Source organism: Rhizobium sp. ERR 1071, from assembly GCF_007828675.1.
Lineage (GTDB): Bacteria > Pseudomonadota > Alphaproteobacteria > Rhizobiales > Rhizobiaceae > Rhizobium > Rhizobium dioscoreae.
The window spans coordinates 50,568-66,493 of record NZ_VITM01000012.1 but is presented as its reverse complement, the minus strand read 5'-3'; the positions used below and the strand labels follow the sequence as shown (position 1 = coordinate 66,493).

The 15,926-nt window shown below is 60.9% G+C and carries 12 protein-coding genes; 6 read left to right on the top strand and 6 right to left on the bottom strand.

The window, feature by feature from the left end; translation table 11 throughout:
* The gene (lptE, locus tag FBZ99_RS28150; protein WP_145321731.1) at positions 1-522 is read right to left on the bottom strand and encodes an LPS assembly lipoprotein LptE; all 522 of its coding nucleotides are present in this window, start codon (positions 520-522) and stop codon (positions 1-3) included.
* On the bottom strand, positions 512-3,142 hold the full coding sequence (gene leuS / locus FBZ99_RS28145) for a leucine--tRNA ligase (protein ID WP_113389666.1): 2,631 nt from the start codon (positions 3,140-3,142) through the stop codon (positions 512-514). Before leuS ends, lptE begins: the two co-directional genes overlap by 11 nt.
* Before the next feature lie 199 nt (positions 3,143-3,341).
* Between leuS and FBZ99_RS28140 the strand changes: the two genes are divergently transcribed.
* Positions 3,342-4,001 carry a YggS family pyridoxal phosphate-dependent enzyme gene (locus tag FBZ99_RS28140; RefSeq protein ID WP_113352909.1) on the top strand — a complete coding sequence of 220 codons (660 nt, stop codon included), beginning with the start codon at positions 3,342-3,344 and terminating at the stop codon, positions 3,999-4,001.
* A gap of 217 nt (positions 4,002-4,218) precedes the next feature.
* Here the strand turns inward: FBZ99_RS28140 and FBZ99_RS28135 are convergent, their stop codons facing one another.
* Positions 4,219-4,926 carry a DUF1013 domain-containing protein gene (locus tag FBZ99_RS28135; protein WP_095433387.1) on the bottom strand — a complete coding sequence of 236 codons (708 nt, stop codon included), beginning with the start codon at positions 4,924-4,926 and terminating at the stop codon, positions 4,219-4,221.
* A 224-nt stretch (positions 4,927-5,150) separates the two neighbouring features.
* On the opposite strand from FBZ99_RS28135, the gene acs reads away from it, so the two are divergent.
* Positions 5,151-7,109 carry an acetate--CoA ligase gene (gene acs / locus FBZ99_RS28130; protein ID WP_113389667.1) on the top strand — a complete coding sequence of 653 codons (1,959 nt, stop codon included), beginning with the start codon at positions 5,151-5,153 and terminating at the stop codon, positions 7,107-7,109.
* A 63-nt stretch (positions 7,110-7,172) separates the two neighbouring features.
* On the opposite strand, the gene FBZ99_RS28125 is transcribed toward acs, so the two are convergent.
* Both FBZ99_RS28125 and FBZ99_RS28120 read right to left on the bottom strand, forming a co-directional pair.
* Entirely contained in the window at positions 7,173-8,165 is a 993-nt protein-coding gene (locus tag FBZ99_RS28125) for an alpha/beta hydrolase family protein (RefSeq protein WP_145636190.1), read from the bottom strand.
* 37 nt (positions 8,166-8,202) lie between these two features.
* The gene (locus FBZ99_RS28120) at positions 8,203-8,430 is read right to left on the bottom strand and encodes a DUF1674 domain-containing protein (RefSeq protein WP_069613897.1); all 228 of its coding nucleotides are present in this window, start codon (positions 8,428-8,430) and stop codon (positions 8,203-8,205) included.
* Positions 8,431-8,541: 111 nt separating this feature from the next.
* Here FBZ99_RS28120 and htpX point away from each other — a divergent pair, with 111 nt between their 5' ends.
* The 4 genes from htpX to purH all read left to right on the top strand — a co-directional run bounded on the left by htpX (position 8,542) and on the right by purH (position 14,456).
* Positions 8,542-9,540, top strand: coding sequence for a zinc metalloprotease HtpX (htpX, locus tag FBZ99_RS28115; protein WP_145636188.1), 999 nt, complete (start codon positions 8,542-8,544; stop codon positions 9,538-9,540).
* Positions 9,537-10,946: an RsmB/NOP family class I SAM-dependent RNA methyltransferase gene (locus FBZ99_RS28110; protein WP_145636186.1), complete on the top strand. Its 1,410-nt coding sequence runs from the start codon at positions 9,537-9,539 to the stop codon at positions 10,944-10,946. The genes htpX and FBZ99_RS28110 overlap by 4 nt, the downstream gene beginning before the upstream one ends.
* Positions 10,947-11,095: 149 nt before the next feature.
* Entirely contained in the window at positions 11,096-12,742 is a 1,647-nt protein-coding gene (locus tag FBZ99_RS28105) for a heparinase II/III family protein (RefSeq protein WP_246661213.1), read from the top strand.
* Positions 12,743-12,839: 97 nt separating this feature from the next.
* Positions 12,840-14,456: a bifunctional phosphoribosylaminoimidazolecarboxamide formyltransferase/IMP cyclohydrolase gene (gene purH / locus FBZ99_RS28100; protein WP_145636182.1), complete on the top strand. Its 1,617-nt coding sequence runs from the start codon at positions 12,840-12,842 to the stop codon at positions 14,454-14,456.
* A 67-nt stretch (positions 14,457-14,523) separates the two neighbouring features.
* Here purH and FBZ99_RS28095 read toward each other — a convergent pair whose 3' ends face one another.
* Entirely contained in the window at positions 14,524-15,915 is a 1,392-nt protein-coding gene (locus FBZ99_RS28095) for an MFS transporter (RefSeq protein ID WP_113501457.1), read from the bottom strand.
* Positions 15,916-15,926: the final 11 nt, after the last annotated feature.

Genomic DNA, 15,926 nt, shown 5'->3' with positions numbered 1-15,926 from the left:
TCAGCGGCTGAGTGCGGCAGCGATATCGGCTGCGACCATCTCGGAGACTTCGCGGGCAGCACGGTCTTCCGAATCACGAATTGCGCGCTGCTTGGCGAATTCCTGCGTGGGGAAATCGACCAGCGACGTCACCGAACGGCTGCCGGACTTGATGACCTTGCCGGTGCCGATCTCCCTCAATGTGAACGAGACGGTCACAGTCGTGCGGCCTGCGGCCGACGTGCTCGAAGACGGAAGATAAAGCACACCGCCAGTACCGGAGCTGACGCTCAGATCGACATTGTATTTCGGCGTCTTGGTCTCGCCTGCGCCACGCCCCGCAATGAAGATCAGCTGATTGCGCACCTGTAGACCGACGCGCGAGCCAACGTCGGAGAAGGAAACCTCCGACAGCTTCTGCGTGACGCCAGTGCTGACGGCATAGAGCGGCCGAACCTGGCAGGCCGACAGAAGGCTGGCAACGGCCACAAGAGACGCAACGCTGGCGATGCGGGCGAATTTGAAAAGACTATCAGACGACAATGTTTACGATCCTCTGTGGAACGACGATGATCTTCTTTGGCGCCTGACCATTCAATGCGCTCGTAACGGCATCCAGGGCGAGCACGGCTTGCTGCACGGCATTCTGGTCTGCATCGCGCGCGATTGTCAATTCGGCGCGCTTCTTGCCATTGATCTGAACGGGATAGATGATCTCGTTCTCGATGACGAGAGCTTCGTCATAGACCGGCCATGGGCTAGTCGCGACCATATGCGTGTTGCCGAGGGCGGCCGAACATTCCTCGGCCAGGTGAGGCGTGATCGGTGCAACCAAAGCAATCAGGATCTCGACGGCTTCGCGGACGGCAGAACGATAGGCGCCATCCGCCTGGCCGGCGGCCACTTTCGTCAGCGGTGCCGCCAGCGCATTGACGAATTCATAGATGCGTGCCACGGCCTTGTTGAAGGCGAGCTTGTCGTAATCACCCTGAACGGCCTTCAGCGTGCGATGGGCTATCTGCGAAATCGCCAGTGCCTCGCCTTCCTTAGCCGGAGTCGATTCGGCCGCTTTCAGGGCGTCGGCGGCTTCGGACACCAGACGCCACATGCGCTGCGTGAAACGATGCGCGCCCTCGACACCAGCTTCCGACCAGATGACGTCGCGATCGGGCGGCGAATCGGAGAGTACGAAGAAGCGTGCCGTATCGGCACCATAGGAGGCGATGATATCGTCGGGATCGACGACATTCTTCTTCGATTTCGACATCTTTTCGATCGAGCCGATGGCGATGTCCTCGCCCGTCGACAGCAGGGTCGCGCGGCGCTGGCCGTCCACTTCCTCGATCTTGATATCGGCTGGGGACACCCATTCGCGCGTGAGGCCGCTTCCGCGGCTATAGGTTTCGTGCACGACCATGCCCTGCGTGAACAGGCCCTTGAAGGGTTCTTTCACGTCAAGATGTCCGGTCTCGCGCATGGCGCGGGTAAAGAAGCGCGAATAGAGCAGGTGCAGGATCGCGTGCTCGATGCCGCCGATATACTGGTCGACAGGCAGCCAATGATTGGCGGCCTTGGGATCCGTCGGCTGGCTTTCCCAGGGGGCGGTGAAGCGCGCGAAATACCAGCTTGAATCGACGAAGGTGTCCATCGTGTCGGTTTCACGACGGGCGTCCTTGCCGCATTGCGGACAGGCGACATGCCGCCAAGTCGCGTGGCGATCGAGCGGGTTGCCCGGCTGATCGAAGGTCACGTCGTCGGGCAGCCTGACCGGCAGATCCTTCTTCGGCACCGGCAGCACGCCGCAATCATCGCAGTGGATAACCGGGATCGGGCAGCCCCAATAGCGTTGACGGGAGATGCCCCAGTCGCGCAGGCGGAAATTCACCTTGCGCTCGGCCTGCGGTGCATTGCCGAGGCTGGTCTCGGAGAGCTTCGTTGCTACGGTTTCGAAGGCTTCGTCGGTGCTCATGCCGTCGAGGAAACGGGAATTGATCATCACGCCGTCGCCGTCATACGCGACATCGCCGACGGTGAAGCTCGCCGCATCGCCATCGGCAGGCATGACGACGGGAACGACCGGCAAGCCGTACTTGCGGGCGAAATCCAGATCGCGCTGGTCGCCGGACGGGCAGCCGAAGATGGCGCCCGTGCCATAGTCCATCAGCACGAAATTGGCGATGTAGACGGGCAGTTCCCAGGATGGGTCGAAGGGGTGGCGGACGCGGATGCCGGTGTCCATACCCTTCTTCTCGGCCGTCTCCAGGGCTGCCAGCGAGGTGCCAGCGCGACGGCATTCCTCACAGAAGGCCTCGATGGCCGGATCCTTGGCCGCCGCTTCCTTGGCGAGCGGATGGTCGGCCGAGATCGCCAGGAAGGAGGCGCCGAACAGCGTATCCGGACGGGTCGTGTAGACGGTGATTTCGCGATCGCTATTGGGAGCTGTTTCCGGCACAATTTCCCAGCGAACGGTCAAGCCCTCGGAGCGGCCGATCCAGTTCTTTTGCATCAGCCGCACTTTTTCCGGCCAATGATCCAGCGTATCCAGGGCATCCAGCAATTCCTGGCTGAACTCAGTGATCTTGAAGAACCACTGCGTCAGCTCGCGCTGCTCGACGAGCGCGCCGGAACGCCAGCCGCGCCCGTCGATGACCTGCTCATTGGCGAGAACGGTGTTATCGACCGGGTCCCAGTTGACCTTGGACTTCTTGCGGTAGACCAGGCCCTTTTCCATCATGTCGATGAAGAGCATCTGCTGGCGATGATAATAATCGACATCGCAGGTCGCGAATTCGCGGCTCCAGTCCAGCGACAGGCCCATGGCCTTCAGCTGGGTGCGCATCGAGGCGATGTTCTGGTAGGTCCATTCCTTCGGATGCACCTTGTTGTCGCGCGCTGCGTTTTCCGCCGGCATGCCGAAGGCGTCCCAGCCCATCGGATGCAGCACGTTATAGCCGCGGGCACGCTTGTAGCGCGCAACGACATCGCCCATGGCGTAGTTGCGCACATGGCCCATGTGGATGCGGCCTGAGGGATAGGGAAACATTTCTAGAACGTAGTACTTCTCACGCGGATCGGCATTGTCTGTCACGAAGACCTTTTCTTCGTTCCATTTTTCCTGCCAGCGGGGCTCGGCGTCGCGCGGATTATAACGTTCGCTAGTCATCTGTTCTTGTATTCCGGAAAATCATGGGGATTAAGGCGTGACCTTCACCACGAAACCACCCAAGCGTCAAGTTTAGCAGGTGCAGCAAGTGCCTTATCTTGCAAAGCAAAGCCGGATTCGGGTGCATTCGCCCTTGGCAAAGCCTGCGAGCCTCATTACTGCAAAGTTTGAGAAGCAAGCCAAATATCGAGGCGAAAAGATGGAACTTCAAGAGCGCCTGAACGAAGTCCGTTCCCATATCGCAGCCGCCGAGCGTCAGGCCGGCCGAGCTCCCGGCTCGGTGCAGCTCGTTGCCGTTTCCAAGACGTTCGCTGCCGATCAGATCCGGCCCGCCATTTCGGCCGGCCAGCGCGTGTTCGGCGAAAACCGCGTGCAGGAAAGCCAGGGCAAGTGGCCGGAATTGAAGGCGGAGACGCCCGGGATCGAGCTGCATCTGATCGGGCCGCTGCAATCGAACAAGGCCGCAGATGCGGTGGCGCTGTTCGATGTCATCGAGACCATCGACCGGGAAAAGATCGCGCGCGCTGTCGCCGACGAGATGAAGCGGCAGGGCAAGACACTGAGGCTTTATGTGCAGGTCAACACCGGGCTAGAACCGCAAAAGGCCGGGCTCGCGCCCGATGATACCCTCGCTTTCGTCGAGCTGTGCCGCAAAGAGCTTCGGCTTTCGATCGAGGGCCTGATGTGCATTCCGCCGGCGGAGGAAAATCCGGGGCCGCATTTTGCCCTGCTGGCCAAGCTTGCCAAGCAGGCCGGTGTCGAAAAGCTCTCCATGGGCATGTCCAGCGACTACGAAATCGCCGTCGCTTTCGGCGCGACAAGCGTCCGGGTCGGCTCGGCGATTTTTGGGGCGCGGTAGTTCTGCCGAAAACAAAAGGTGCGGAAGGCCTTGGTGTGTGGAGCACAGGACTGGCTTGGATTGGAGATTTGACGGAATCCCTCAGTCCTGAAGAAGGCAATCATGGAATTGTCCCCTCTCAACGCCTGCTGGGAGACGACGTCTACAATGCTCTCCGACAAACAAAAAAAGCCCCGGTTCGGCCGGGGCTTTGCATTCTTATCCGCTATGCCGGATCTCAGAACTGATCGTCGTCCTCGTCGTCGCGGCTGGTCGACTTCAGCGACTTCAGCTTGGCGAAAACAGCGTCGGCGTCGATTTCCTTTTCCTTCTCTTCTTCGCGATCGTAGCTGAAGCCGAGCTTTTCGGTTTCCTGAGCCGGCTGCAGGGTTGCGCCGAGTTCGGCGGCGGTCGGCAGCGGACGGCCCTTCGATGCCTTTTCGACTTCCATGTCGAGGTCGATCTGGCTGCAGAGGCCGAGCGTGACCGGATCCATCGGCGTCAGGTTGGCCGAGTTCCAGTGCGTGCGGTCGCGAATCTGCTCGATGGTCGACTTGGTGGTGCCGACGAGGCGTGAGATCTGCGCATCCTTCAGTTCAGGATGATTGCGCACCAGCCAGAGGATAGCGTTTGGACGGTCCTGACGCTTGGAGACCGGCGTGTAACGCGGGCCGCGGCGCTTGGATTCCGGCACGCGGACCTTCGGTTCGGAAAGCTTCAGCTTATGGTTCGGGTTGGCTTCTGCACGGGCGATTTCATCGCGGGTCAGCTGGCCGGTCGAGATCGGGTCGAGGCCCTTGATGCCCTGCGCTGCTTCGCCATCGGCAATGGCCTTCACTTCGAGCGGATGCAGCTTGCAGAACTGCGCGATCTGGTCGAATGACAAGGCCGTATTGTCGACAAGCCAGATGGCAGTTGCCTTCGGCATGAGCAATTGTTGAGCCATGGATATAGTCCTTCTGTCAGTCCGCGCCGGTGTCGCGGTCCGGGGTGTAACACCACATTGTCCGGGAAATACGGCCCTATATAGCGATAGTGTCGCGGAATTGCAATTCTTTGCGCATGAAATGCACTTTGTCCAATTGCTGTCGTAGTTTGACCTGCTATTTATTGCGCGGAAAGAGCACTCGCGGTTACAAAATCGGCGTGCGAGGATTTGAGGAGGAAACAATGTCGGAGAAGATCCATCCCGTGACGAAACCGGTCAAGGCGCGCGCCCTGATCGACAAGGCGAAGTACCAGAAATGGTATGAGCAGAGCGTCGAGGATCCCGACAAGTTCTGGGGCAAGCACGGCAAGCGCATCGACTGGTTCAAGCCCTATACCAAGGTCAAGAATACGTCCTTTACCGGCAAGGTCTCGATCAAGTGGTTCGAGGATGGCGTCACCAACGTTTCCTATAATTGCATTGACCGGCATCTGAAGAAGCATGGCGATCGCGTCGCCTTCATCTGGGAAGGCGACAACCCCTATATCGACAAGAAGATCACTTATAACGAGCTCTACGAGCAGGTCTGCCGGCTGGCGAATGTGCTGAAGAAGCACGGCGTCAAGAAGGGCGACCGCGTCACCATCTACATGCCGATGATCCCGGAAGCCGCCTATGCGATGCTGGCCTGTGCCCGTATCGGCGCAGTGCATTCGGTCGTCTTCGGCGGCTTCTCGCCGGAAGCGCTCGCCGGCCGTATAGTCGATTGCGCCTCGACCGTCGTCATCACCTGCGATGAAGGTGTCCGCGGCGGCAAGTCCATCCCGCTGAAGGAAAACACCGATAAGGCCATTCAGATCGCCGCCAAGCAGAAGGTCGCGGTCAAGACCGTCATCGCCGTGCGGCGCACCGGCGGCAAGGTTGCTTGGGAGCCCGGCCGCGATGTCTGGTATCACGAGGAAACCGCCAAGGTGAAGGCGGAGTGCCCGCCGGCAAAGATGAAGGCGGAAGACCCGCTCTTCATCCTTTACACGTCAGGTTCCACGGGCAAGCCGAAGGGCGTGCTGCACACGACGGCCGGCTATCTCGTCTATGCGGCGATGACGCATGAATATGTGTTCGACTATCACCCCGGCGATATCTACTGGTGCACGGCGGATGTCGGCTGGGTGACCGGCCATTCCTATATCGTCTACGGGCCGCTCGCCAATGCGGCGACTTCGCTGATGTTTGAAGGTGTGCCGAACTATCCGGACCAGGGCCGTTTCTGGGATGTGATCGACAAGCACAAGGTCAATATCTTCTATACTGCGCCGACAGCGATCCGTTCGCTGATGGGCGCCGGCGACCATTTCGTCAAGCGGGCCTCGCGCTCCAGCCTGCGCATCCTCGGCACCGTCGGCGAGCCTATCAATCCCGAAGCATGGGAATGGTATTACAAGGTGGTCGGCGACAGCCGCTGCCCGATCGTCGATACGTGGTGGCAGACGGAAACGGGCGGCCACATGATCACACCGCTTCCGGGCGCGACCGATCTGAAGGCCGGTTCGGCGACGCTGCCCTTCTTCGGCGTGCAGCCGCAGCTGGTCGACAATGAAGGCAACGTGCTGGAAGGGGCGGCCGACGGCAATCTCGTCATCGCCGACAGCTGGCCCGGCCAGATGCGCACCGTCTATGGCGACCACGAGCGCTTCATCCAGACCTATTTCTCCACCTACAAGGGCAAGTACTTCACGGGCGACGGCTGCCGTCGCGACGAGGACGGCTATTACTGGATCACCGGCCGCGTCGACGACGTGCTCAACGTCTCTGGCCACCGTCTCGGCACGGCAGAGGTGGAATCAGCGCTGGTGTCGCACAAGCATGTCTCGGAGGCAGCCGTCGTCGGCTATCCGCATTCCATCAAGGGCCAGGGCATCTATTGCTACGTCACGCTGATGGTCGGGATGGAAGGCACTGAAGCGCTGCGACAGGAACTGATAAAGCATGTCCGCGCCGAAATCGGCCCGATCGCCTCACCGGACAAGATCCAGTTTACCCCTGGCCTGCCGAAAACACGCTCCGGCAAGATCATGCGCCGCATCCTGCGCAAGATCGCCGAAGATGATTTCGGCGCGCTTGGCGATACTTCGACGCTCGCCGATCCTGCTGTCGTCGACGATCTGATCGCTAACAGGCAGAACAAGGCGGATGCGGCGTAGGTTGAGCCAGGGGGCACTGGGTCATTTGACATTAGGCGAGAGCTTGGCTCTCGCCTAAATCTTTCATCTTGCGGTGCTGAAAAAAGCAACTGCCATTTGAGCAACATAGTTGTGCACGTTTTCTCGCACCAAGCCAGCAACATCGGTAAAGACAGCTGGTGCGGCCTTCAGGCCTTGCGGCGTGGGTTCAGGCAAAAACGTATAATGGCCCACCCCGCCGCCCATGATTTCAAGGGAGCTCGAGCGCACATTCTCGTGGAGCCATGTGCAGCATTCATGGGCCGGCGCTATGACATCCGCATCGCCGCCAACGACCTGAACTGGTGCTGTTATTTCCTCGAGACTTTCCTTGGAAAAGCCGAGAACCGACCGACCTGGCGCGATCGCCAAAGCGGCTTTTAATCGATCATCCCTAAAACTGTCCCGTCGTCGATTCCATGATTCCAGGAATATCTCATATTGGAGAAGCGAGGGAATGTGATCCGCCAAATGAGGGAATTCTCTCGGTCCTCGTATCGGGCTCTTCTGAGGGTTATCCGGTTCGAACTGAGAGTACGCAACGCGCGCGCCGACGAGCAGCATCGCGGTATAGGCGCCGGCGGAGAAACCCGCGACGTAGGCATGCTTTTCGATAGCCCCGCCCAAAACCTCTCTCCAGTCATTGGCATTGAGCAAGGCGGTCAGATCGGCCGCCCGCTCCCAGAGACAGAGAAATCCCTCGGCTCTGTAAGGTTCTGAACCTGTGTGGCCGTGATGATCGATGCCCAGGGCCACAAAGCCGGCCTGCGCCAGACGATGTCCGAGCCATTCCAGGCCAATGGCAAGGCCGCCCGATCCGTGAGACAGCAACACCAGAGAGCGCGCATCGGTGGATTTCTTCATCGGCGCGTTGGGCGCGACCGGCTTTTGCTTGAACCAGGACGGCGAGGGTGCGATTTCGACCGCATCATCATTGGCCGGATACCACGCGCACCAAGCCAAAGGGCGGTGGCCCGTCCGGCTCCAGTTTGCGCGTTTCCTATCAAAGGACAGACCTTGAGAGAAACCTACAGGCATTATTCTCTCATCGAATTACGGCTAACCTAAACTCATTTCAAAAATCGATCGCGCGGCCGTTGATTTCCCAGTCGCCGAAGCGTGCGGGGTCGGCGCCGCCGCGGCCGCCGATTTCGGGGGGAAGCTCGGCCTGTGCTTGAGCTTCCTGCGCCTTGCGGCGCTCTTCTGCTTCGGCGAGGGCGCGCTTGGCCGCGGGTGAGAGCGGCTTGCGGGTGATTTCACCGGCTTCGGTGTCGAGTCTATTGTCGTTATCTGCGGTTTGCATGGTCTCGCGCGACCTCCGAAATATTGAAATGGAGGGAGGAATAGCCAAATCATAGTGCGTCCGGCCGCAAAGAAAAAGGTTCGGACTGCCGATCGTGTTGGAGACCCCTCGATGAATCTCATGCGTACTGCCATGCTGCTTGCCTTCATGACCGCGCTCTTCATGGGCGTCGGCTATCTGATCGGCGGCCAATCGGGCATGCTGATCGCATTGGTCGCCGCCGCCGGCATGAATTTCTTTTCCTACTGGAATTCCGACCGCATGGTGCTGTCCACCTATGGTGCGCAGGAGGTCGATGAGCGAAGCGCGCCGGAATTCTACCGCATCGTTCGCGATCTCGCCCGCAATGCCGGCCTGCCTATGCCGAAGGTTTATCTTTATGACAGCCCGCAGCCGAATGCTTTCGCGACGGGCCGTAATCCGGAAAATGCCGCTGTCGCTGCCTCCACCGGCCTGCTGCATGCGCTGACGCCGGAGGAGGTGGCCGGCGTGATGGCGCACGAGCTTGCCCACGTGCAGAACCGCGACACGCTGACGATGACGATCACGGCGACGCTTGCCGGTGCCATTTCCATGCTCGGCAATTTCGCTTTCTTCTTCGGCGGCCGCCGCGACAACAACAATCCGCTCGGCATGGTCGGCGTCCTTGTCGCGATGATCGTTGCCCCGTTGGCCGCCATGCTGGTGCAGATGGCGATCAGCCGTACGCGCGAATATTCTGCCGACCGCCGCGGCGCGGAAATCTGCGGCAATCCGCTTTGGCTTGCCTCCGCGCTCGGCAAGATCGCCCGCGGCGCGGCGCATATCCCGAATGAAGATGCCGAGGGCCATCCGGCGACGGCGCATATGTTCATCATCAATCCGCTCTCCGGCGAGCGCATGGACAATCTGTTTTCCACCCATCCGAATACGGAAAACCGCATCGCCGCGCTGCATGAAATGGCCCGTTACGGTGGCGGCGGCGCTTCGCCGATGACACCGTCTTCCGGCTCATCTTCCGGCTTTGGCTCGACGGGACCGTCCTTCACTGCTAATCCGGGGCGCAAATCGCGCTCCGTGCCGAATACGGGTCGCGGTGGTTCGCAACCGCCGAAGGGTCCCTGGTCTTGAGTTCTGACACGAAAAACAAAGCTTCCCATAGAGATGGAAAACGATCGGGCAAGCGGCCTCAGCAATCGCGGCCGCTTGATTCGTCTCCACTCAAGCCCGGCCTTGCGGCCCGCGCGGCGGCGTCGAAGATCCTGGGGGCCGTGCTGGACCGCAAGACGCCGCTCGACGGCATGCTGGATGCCGAAGGCGGCAGCGCCGCCTATACGACACTCAGCGATAGCGACCGTGCGCTGGTGCGCGCTATCTTGAATAGCGCGCTGCGCCACCTGCCGCGCATCGAGGCGGCGATCTCGTCGCTGCTCGATTCGCCGCTGCCGGAGGGCGCCCGTGCCCTGCATCATGTCCTCGTCGTTGGTGCGACCCAGATCCTCTATCTCGACGTGCCGGATCATTCCGCCGTCGATCTTGCTGTCGAGCAAGCCAACCGCGATCCGCGCAATCGCCGTTTCGCGAAGCTGGTGAATGCCATCCTTCGCCGCATCGGCCGCGAGAAGCAGGCAATCCTTGAGCGGGTTGCGAAGGTGCCGGCCATGCCGGCCTGGTTCCTTTCTCGCCTGGAAGCGGCCTATGGCGCTCCCGCTGCACTAAAGATTTCCGACACGCAACTCGAGCCGGCGGCGATCGACCTGACCGTGAAATCCGATGCCGAGGGCTGGGCAAAGCGGTTGAACGGCGTGGTGCTGCCGACCGGCGGCGTGCGGCTTGCCGCCTTCGAAGGTTCCATTCCCTCTCTCGAAGGTTTCGATGAGGGTGAGTGGTGGGTTCAGGATGCTGCCGCCAGCATTCCAGCAAAACTTTTCGGTTCGCTGGCCGGCAAGCGGGTGGTGGATCTCTGCGCAGCACCTGGCGGCAAGACGGCGCAACTCATTCTCGCCGGTGCTAAGGTCACGGCTCTCGATCAATCCGCCAATCGCCTGAAGAGGCTGTCCGGCAATCTGGCACGGCTTGGCTTCGAAGCAGAAACCGTCGTTGCCGATATGAGCAAATATCAACCCGACGAACTTTTCGATGCGGCTCTTCTCGATGCCCCCTGCTCCTCCACGGGAACGACGCGCCGCCATCCGGACGTGCTGTGGACCAAGGGACCGGAGGATATCGCCAAGCTGACCGCCCTGCAGGAACGCCTGCTTCGCCATGCCCTGACCTTGGTCAAGCCGGGCGGTGTGGTGGTCTTCTCCAATTGCTCGCTCGATCCCGAAGAGGGCGAAGATCTGGTTGCACGCCTGCTTGCCGATACCGGCAATGTCGAGCGCGTACCGATCCCATCAGGCGATTGGCCGGGTCTGGAAACGGCGATTTCGCCGCTTGGAGCCTTCCGCACCACGCCGGACATGCTGCCGCTTCCCGATGGCTTCGCCTCCGGCCTCGACGGCTTTTTTGCTGTCGCGCTTCGACGCACGCATTAGTCCCCACCTCGAATCGTTTTGACCGGCCGGTTAAAAAACCGGCAAACGTGTCTTTAATTGGTATATCTGTAACCTCTTTTTAACCACGGGTAATGAGAGTAAGCAGAAGCAAATATGCAGATCTGCGGCAGGGTTTAGTGAGTTCATACATGCGGGAAGCATGGCGGCGGATGTCGCGCCGCGCGGCGTTGACGCGATTGCGTCTTACCCGCCACACGATGCGTGTGCCGGAGCGCCTGATCGTGGCACCGACCGATCTGCGCAGCGTCGATCCCTTTTTCGTCGAAGAGCTTTTGAACGGCCGCATTCTGCTCGCCGGGCGCGTTTTGGAAACACAAGGTGCATCGCCCTTCTCACTGGAGCTGCCGTCGCTGGCCTTTGCCGCCCGGCTGCATAATTTTCGCTGGCTGCGGCATTTACGGGCGGAAAAGAGTGATCAGGCCTCGGCCATGGCGCGATCGATCCTCACGGATTGGATTGCCGTCCACGGCCGCCGGCTGCATGGCCTTGCCTGGTCACCCGATATAGCGGCGCAGCGGCTGATCGCGCTTCTGTCGCATTCGCCCGTACTTTTGCAGGGCACGGATAGCGGTTTCTACCGCCGCTTCATGCGCATGCTCGTCTTCCATGTGCGCTTTCTGCGTCGGATCGTTGCGTCCTCGCCTGACGGCATCACCCGGTTCCGTGTGCGCATCGCGCTTGCCATGGCCTCGGTCGCCATGCCGAGCAGTTCCCTCACGCTGAAACGGGCCGGTCAGGCGCTCGACGGGGAGATCGACCGGCAAATCCTGCAGGATGGCGGCCATATCTCGCGCAATCCGCGGGCGTCGCTGGAATTACTGCTCGATCTGCTGCCGCTGCGCCAGACCTATGTCAATCTCGGCCATGACGTGCCGATCCGGCTCATCCCCGGCATCGACCGCATGTATCCGGCGCTGCGTTTCTTCCGCCATCAGGATGGCGATCTGGCGCTGTTCAACGGTGCGACCTCGACGCTTGCCAACGAGCTGATGTCGGTGCTGCGCTATGACGAGACGGCCGGCCAGACCTTCAAGGCACTACCGCACACGAAATATCATCGTTTGGCCGCCGGTTCGGCCGTCGTCATCGTTGATGCCGGCTCTGCTGGCTCCGTCGATCTCAGCCGCACGGCGCATGCCGGCTGTCTTTCCTTCGAGATGTCGTCTGGCAAGTCGCGCTTCATCATCAATTCCGGCGCGCCCGAATTTGCGGGTGACCGCTTCATGCAGGCGGCGCGGGCGACTGCGGCGCATTCGACCGTCACGCTCAACGACACCTCGTCCTGTCAGTTCTCCAAATCGAAATCGCTTGGGCCGATCATGGTCAGCGGCGTCAAGAAGGTCATCGTCGAGCGCGCCGAGACCGAAGACGGGCGAGACTATGTCCGTGCCGCGCATGACGGCTATCTCTCCGCCTTCGGCTACGTCCATGAGCGCGAGATCAGTCTGAATGCCAGCGGCACGATCGTCGCCGGCCGCGACCGGTTCTTCGTGCCGGAGGGCAAGAAGCATCAGCCGAAGGGTGAGGGCATTGCTTCTGCCCGTTTTCACATTCACCCCTCCATCAGCCTGCTGCAGACCGAGACGGATGCCGCGCTGCTGATCGCCCCGGATGGAGAGACCTGGATCTTCTCCTCCCCCGGCAACGAGGTGCTGGTCGCGGAAGATATCTTCTTTGCCGATCCCTCAGGTATGCGTTCCTCCGATCAGCTTGAGATTGTCTTCCGGATCACGGAAAAGCCGGAAATCCGCTGGTTTTTATCGCATCGGCCATAGGCTAAGCGCGTGAGCTATGCTAACGGGGCGGCATTATCCGTCCCGCGCCCTTTTTTGCCGGACGCCACATCTCCCTATGCCAGACCGGAGAAAGCCCATGGCCGTCGTTTCCAAGAAAATTCCCGCTCCCGACAAGGTGAAGGTGAAAACCGCGCTTCTGTCCGTTTTCGACAAGACCGGCATCGTCGAGCTGGCGCGTGCGCTGAGCGAACAGGGCGTGCGCCTGCTGTCGACCGGCGGTACGCACAAGGCGATTGCTGCAGCCGGCCTTGCGGTGACCGACGTGTCGGAAGTGACGAATTTTCCTGAGATCATGGACGGCCGCGTCAAGACGCTGCATCCGAAGGTGCATGGCGGCCTGCTCGCCATTCGTGACGATGCCGAGCATCAGGCTGAAATGAAGGAGCACGGTATCGAAGGCATCGATCTTGCCGTCATCAATCTTTACCCCTTCGAGGACGTGCGCAAAGCCGGAGGCGATTATCCGACAACGGTGGAGAATATCGACATCGGCGGCCCGGCGATGATCCGCGCTTCGGCCAAAAATCACGCCTATGTGACGACGCTCACCGATCCCGCCGATTATGCCGAGCTGCTGGCTCAGCTTTCCGCCGATGCCGGCCAGACGACCTATGATTTCCGCAAGCGCATGGCCGCAAAGGCTTTTGCCCGCACCGCTGCTTACGACGCGATGATCTCTAACTGGTTTGCCGAAGCGCTGGATATCGCCACGCCGCGCCACCGCGTCATCGGCGGTGTGCTGCGCGAGGAGATGCGTTATGGTGAAAATCCGCACCAGAAGGCGGCTTTCTACCTGACTGGCGAAAACCGTCCCGGCGTCTCGACGGCAACGCTCATCCAGGGCAAGCAGCTGTCCTACAACAACATCAACGACACTGACGCGGCCTATGAGCTCGTCGCCGAGTTCCTGCCGGAAAAGGGGCCGGCCTGCGCGATCATCAAGCATGCCAATCCCTGCGGTGTCGCCACGGGTCCGAGCCTGGTGGAAGCCTATAAGCGCGCTCTCGCCTGCGATTCCACCTCCGCCTTCGGCGGCATCATTGCGCTGAACAGCCTGCTCGATGCCGAAACGGCCGAAGAGATCGTCAAGCTCTTCACCGAGGTCATCATCGCGCCCGAAGTGAGCGAGGAAGCCAAGGCGATCATCGCCCGCAAGCCGAATCTCCGCCTGCTCTCGGTTGGCGCCCTGCCCGATCCACGCGCCGCTGGCCTCACCGCAAAAACCGTCTCCGGCGGGCTGCTAGTTCAGAACCGCGACAACGCGCTGGTCGAGGACATGGAGCTCAAGGTCGTTACCAAGCGCGCGCCGACGGCGCAGGAGCTGGAAGACATGAAATTCGCCTTCCGTGTGGCCAAGCATGTGAAGTCGAATGCCGTCGTTTACGCCAAGGATGGCCAGACGGCCGGCATCGGCGCCGGACAGATGAGCCGCGTCGATTCCGCCCGCATCGCTGCCATCAAGGCCGAGGAAGCCGCCAAGGCCATGGGGCTTGCCGAGCCACTGACGCGTGGCTCCGCCGTCGCTTCCGAAGCTTTCCTGCCTTTTGCCGATGGCCTACTCTCGGCGATCGCCGCCGGCGCCACCGCCGTCATCCAGCCCGGCGGTTCGATGCGCGACCAGGAAGTGATCGACGCGGCCAACGAGCACAATGTCGCGATGGTCTTCACCGGCGTTCGCCACTTCCGTCACTGATCGGCGGATATACCGGATTTATAAAACGTATATCCCGGTTGGTTTGCCAGCCGGGATTTTTCTTTGCCTACTTCGCTCTATCGGCCGGATAAGGTGTCGGCAACAGAAGCAGCAGGCCACCGGCGAGGAAGATGACAAGCGTCGCCATGCCGAGGCGGGCCGAGCCGCTCCAATAGGTCACCAGCGAGAAGAACAAAGTCGCCATGAAGCTAGTGGCGCGGCCTGACAGGGCGTAGATGCCGAAATAGCGGCCGGCTTCCGAGAGGCTGACGCTGCGGGCGAGATAGGACCGCGAGGAGGCCTGCACAGGCCCGAAGGCGATGCCGATCAAAAGGCCGTAGCCGATATAGGCCTTTTCCGCCGCCGTACCGAACAGACCACCGGCGCTGATGGTGGAGAGCGGCACGAGGCCAAAGAGCGTGAAACCAGGGCCGGTTGAGAGGATGCCGAAAGTGGCGACGAGCAGCAGCGTCAGACTAATGATAACGGTCATTTTCGAGCCCAGCCAGCGATCGACATAGCCGGCGGCAAAGCAGCCGAAAATGGCGATGATGTTGAGGATGATGCCGTAGATGCCGATCTCGATCGTCGCCCAGCCGAACATGCCGGCCGCGAAGGTGCCGCCGAGGATCAGGAGGCCGTTGACGCCGTCCTGATAGATCATCCGGGCGACAAGAAAGAGGCTGATGCCGCGCCGGCGCCTCAGCTCGCCCAAGGTCGCCGATAGCTCGCGCAGGCCCGAGCGAACGGCGGCGCCCAAGGGCAAGCCGCGTGCGGCATCCGGCGTGAAGAGAAACATCGGCAGAATGAAGATGAAATACCATACGGCCGAAATCGGCCCGGTGATACGAGCATCCTCGCCTAGCGTGGCGTTGAGGCCGAAGAGCGGGGTGAGGCCGAGAATGGTCTTGCCGGTCTGCGGATTGCCGGCGAGCAAGGCCACAACGGTGATCAGCACGATCATGCCGCCGAGATAGCCGAGCCCCCAGGCGGCGTTCGACAGCCTGCCGACATCATCCTTACCAACCAGCCGCGGCATCATGGAATCATTGAAGACGATCGAGAATTCGGCCGAGATCGAGGCGAGGATCATGAAGATCACCGGATAGATGACCGGCGAGCCGGGTGCCGCGCCCCAGAGGCAAAAAAGGCTGACGATCTTGATGACGGCGAAGAAGGCGATCCAGGGCTTGCGGGCGCCGGATTGATCGGCGATCGAGCCGAGGACCGGTGAAAGGATGGCGATGATCACCGAGGAGATCGTCGCCATATTGCTCCATGTCGTCTGCGCGGAGACGGGATCGGCCGTCAGCCGCGCGACGAAATAGGGGCCGAAGATGAAGGTGGTAACGACCGTGAAGAACGGCTGAGCCGCCCAGTCGAAGAACATCCAGCCCCAGATACCGCGTGCCGGCACTTTGGCCGGCACGTTATCGTCAACAATTTCGGTCGCCACCAGATCCAGCCCTC

Bases quoted from the DNA above. Each gene is read 5' to 3' on its own strand.
- leuS (WP_113389666.1), bottom strand. From the start codon at position 3,142: ATGACTAGCGAACGTTATAATCCGCGCGACGCCGAGCCCCGCTGGCAG.
- FBZ99_RS28140 (WP_113352909.1), top strand. From the start codon at position 3,342: ATGGAACTTCAAGAGCGCCTGAACGAAGTCCGTTCCCATATCGCAGCC.
- FBZ99_RS28135 (WP_095433387.1), bottom strand. From the start codon at position 4,926: ATGGCTCAACAATTGCTCATGCCGAAGGCAACTGCCATCTGGCTTGTC.
- acs (WP_113389667.1), top strand. From the start codon at position 5,151: ATGTCGGAGAAGATCCATCCCGTGACGAAACCGGTCAAGGCGCGCGCC.
- FBZ99_RS28125 (WP_145636190.1), bottom strand. From the start codon at position 8,165: ATGCCTGTAGGTTTCTCTCAAGGTCTGTCCTTTGATAGGAAACGCGCA.
- FBZ99_RS28120 (WP_069613897.1), bottom strand. From the start codon at position 8,430: ATGCAAACCGCAGATAACGACAATAGACTCGACACCGAAGCCGGTGAA.
- htpX (WP_145636188.1), top strand. From the start codon at position 8,542: ATGAATCTCATGCGTACTGCCATGCTGCTTGCCTTCATGACCGCGCTC.
- FBZ99_RS28105 (WP_246661213.1), top strand. From the start codon at position 11,096: ATGCGGGAAGCATGGCGGCGGATGTCGCGCCGCGCGGCGTTGACGCGA.
- purH (WP_145636182.1), top strand. From the start codon at position 12,840: ATGGCCGTCGTTTCCAAGAAAATTCCCGCTCCCGACAAGGTGAAGGTG.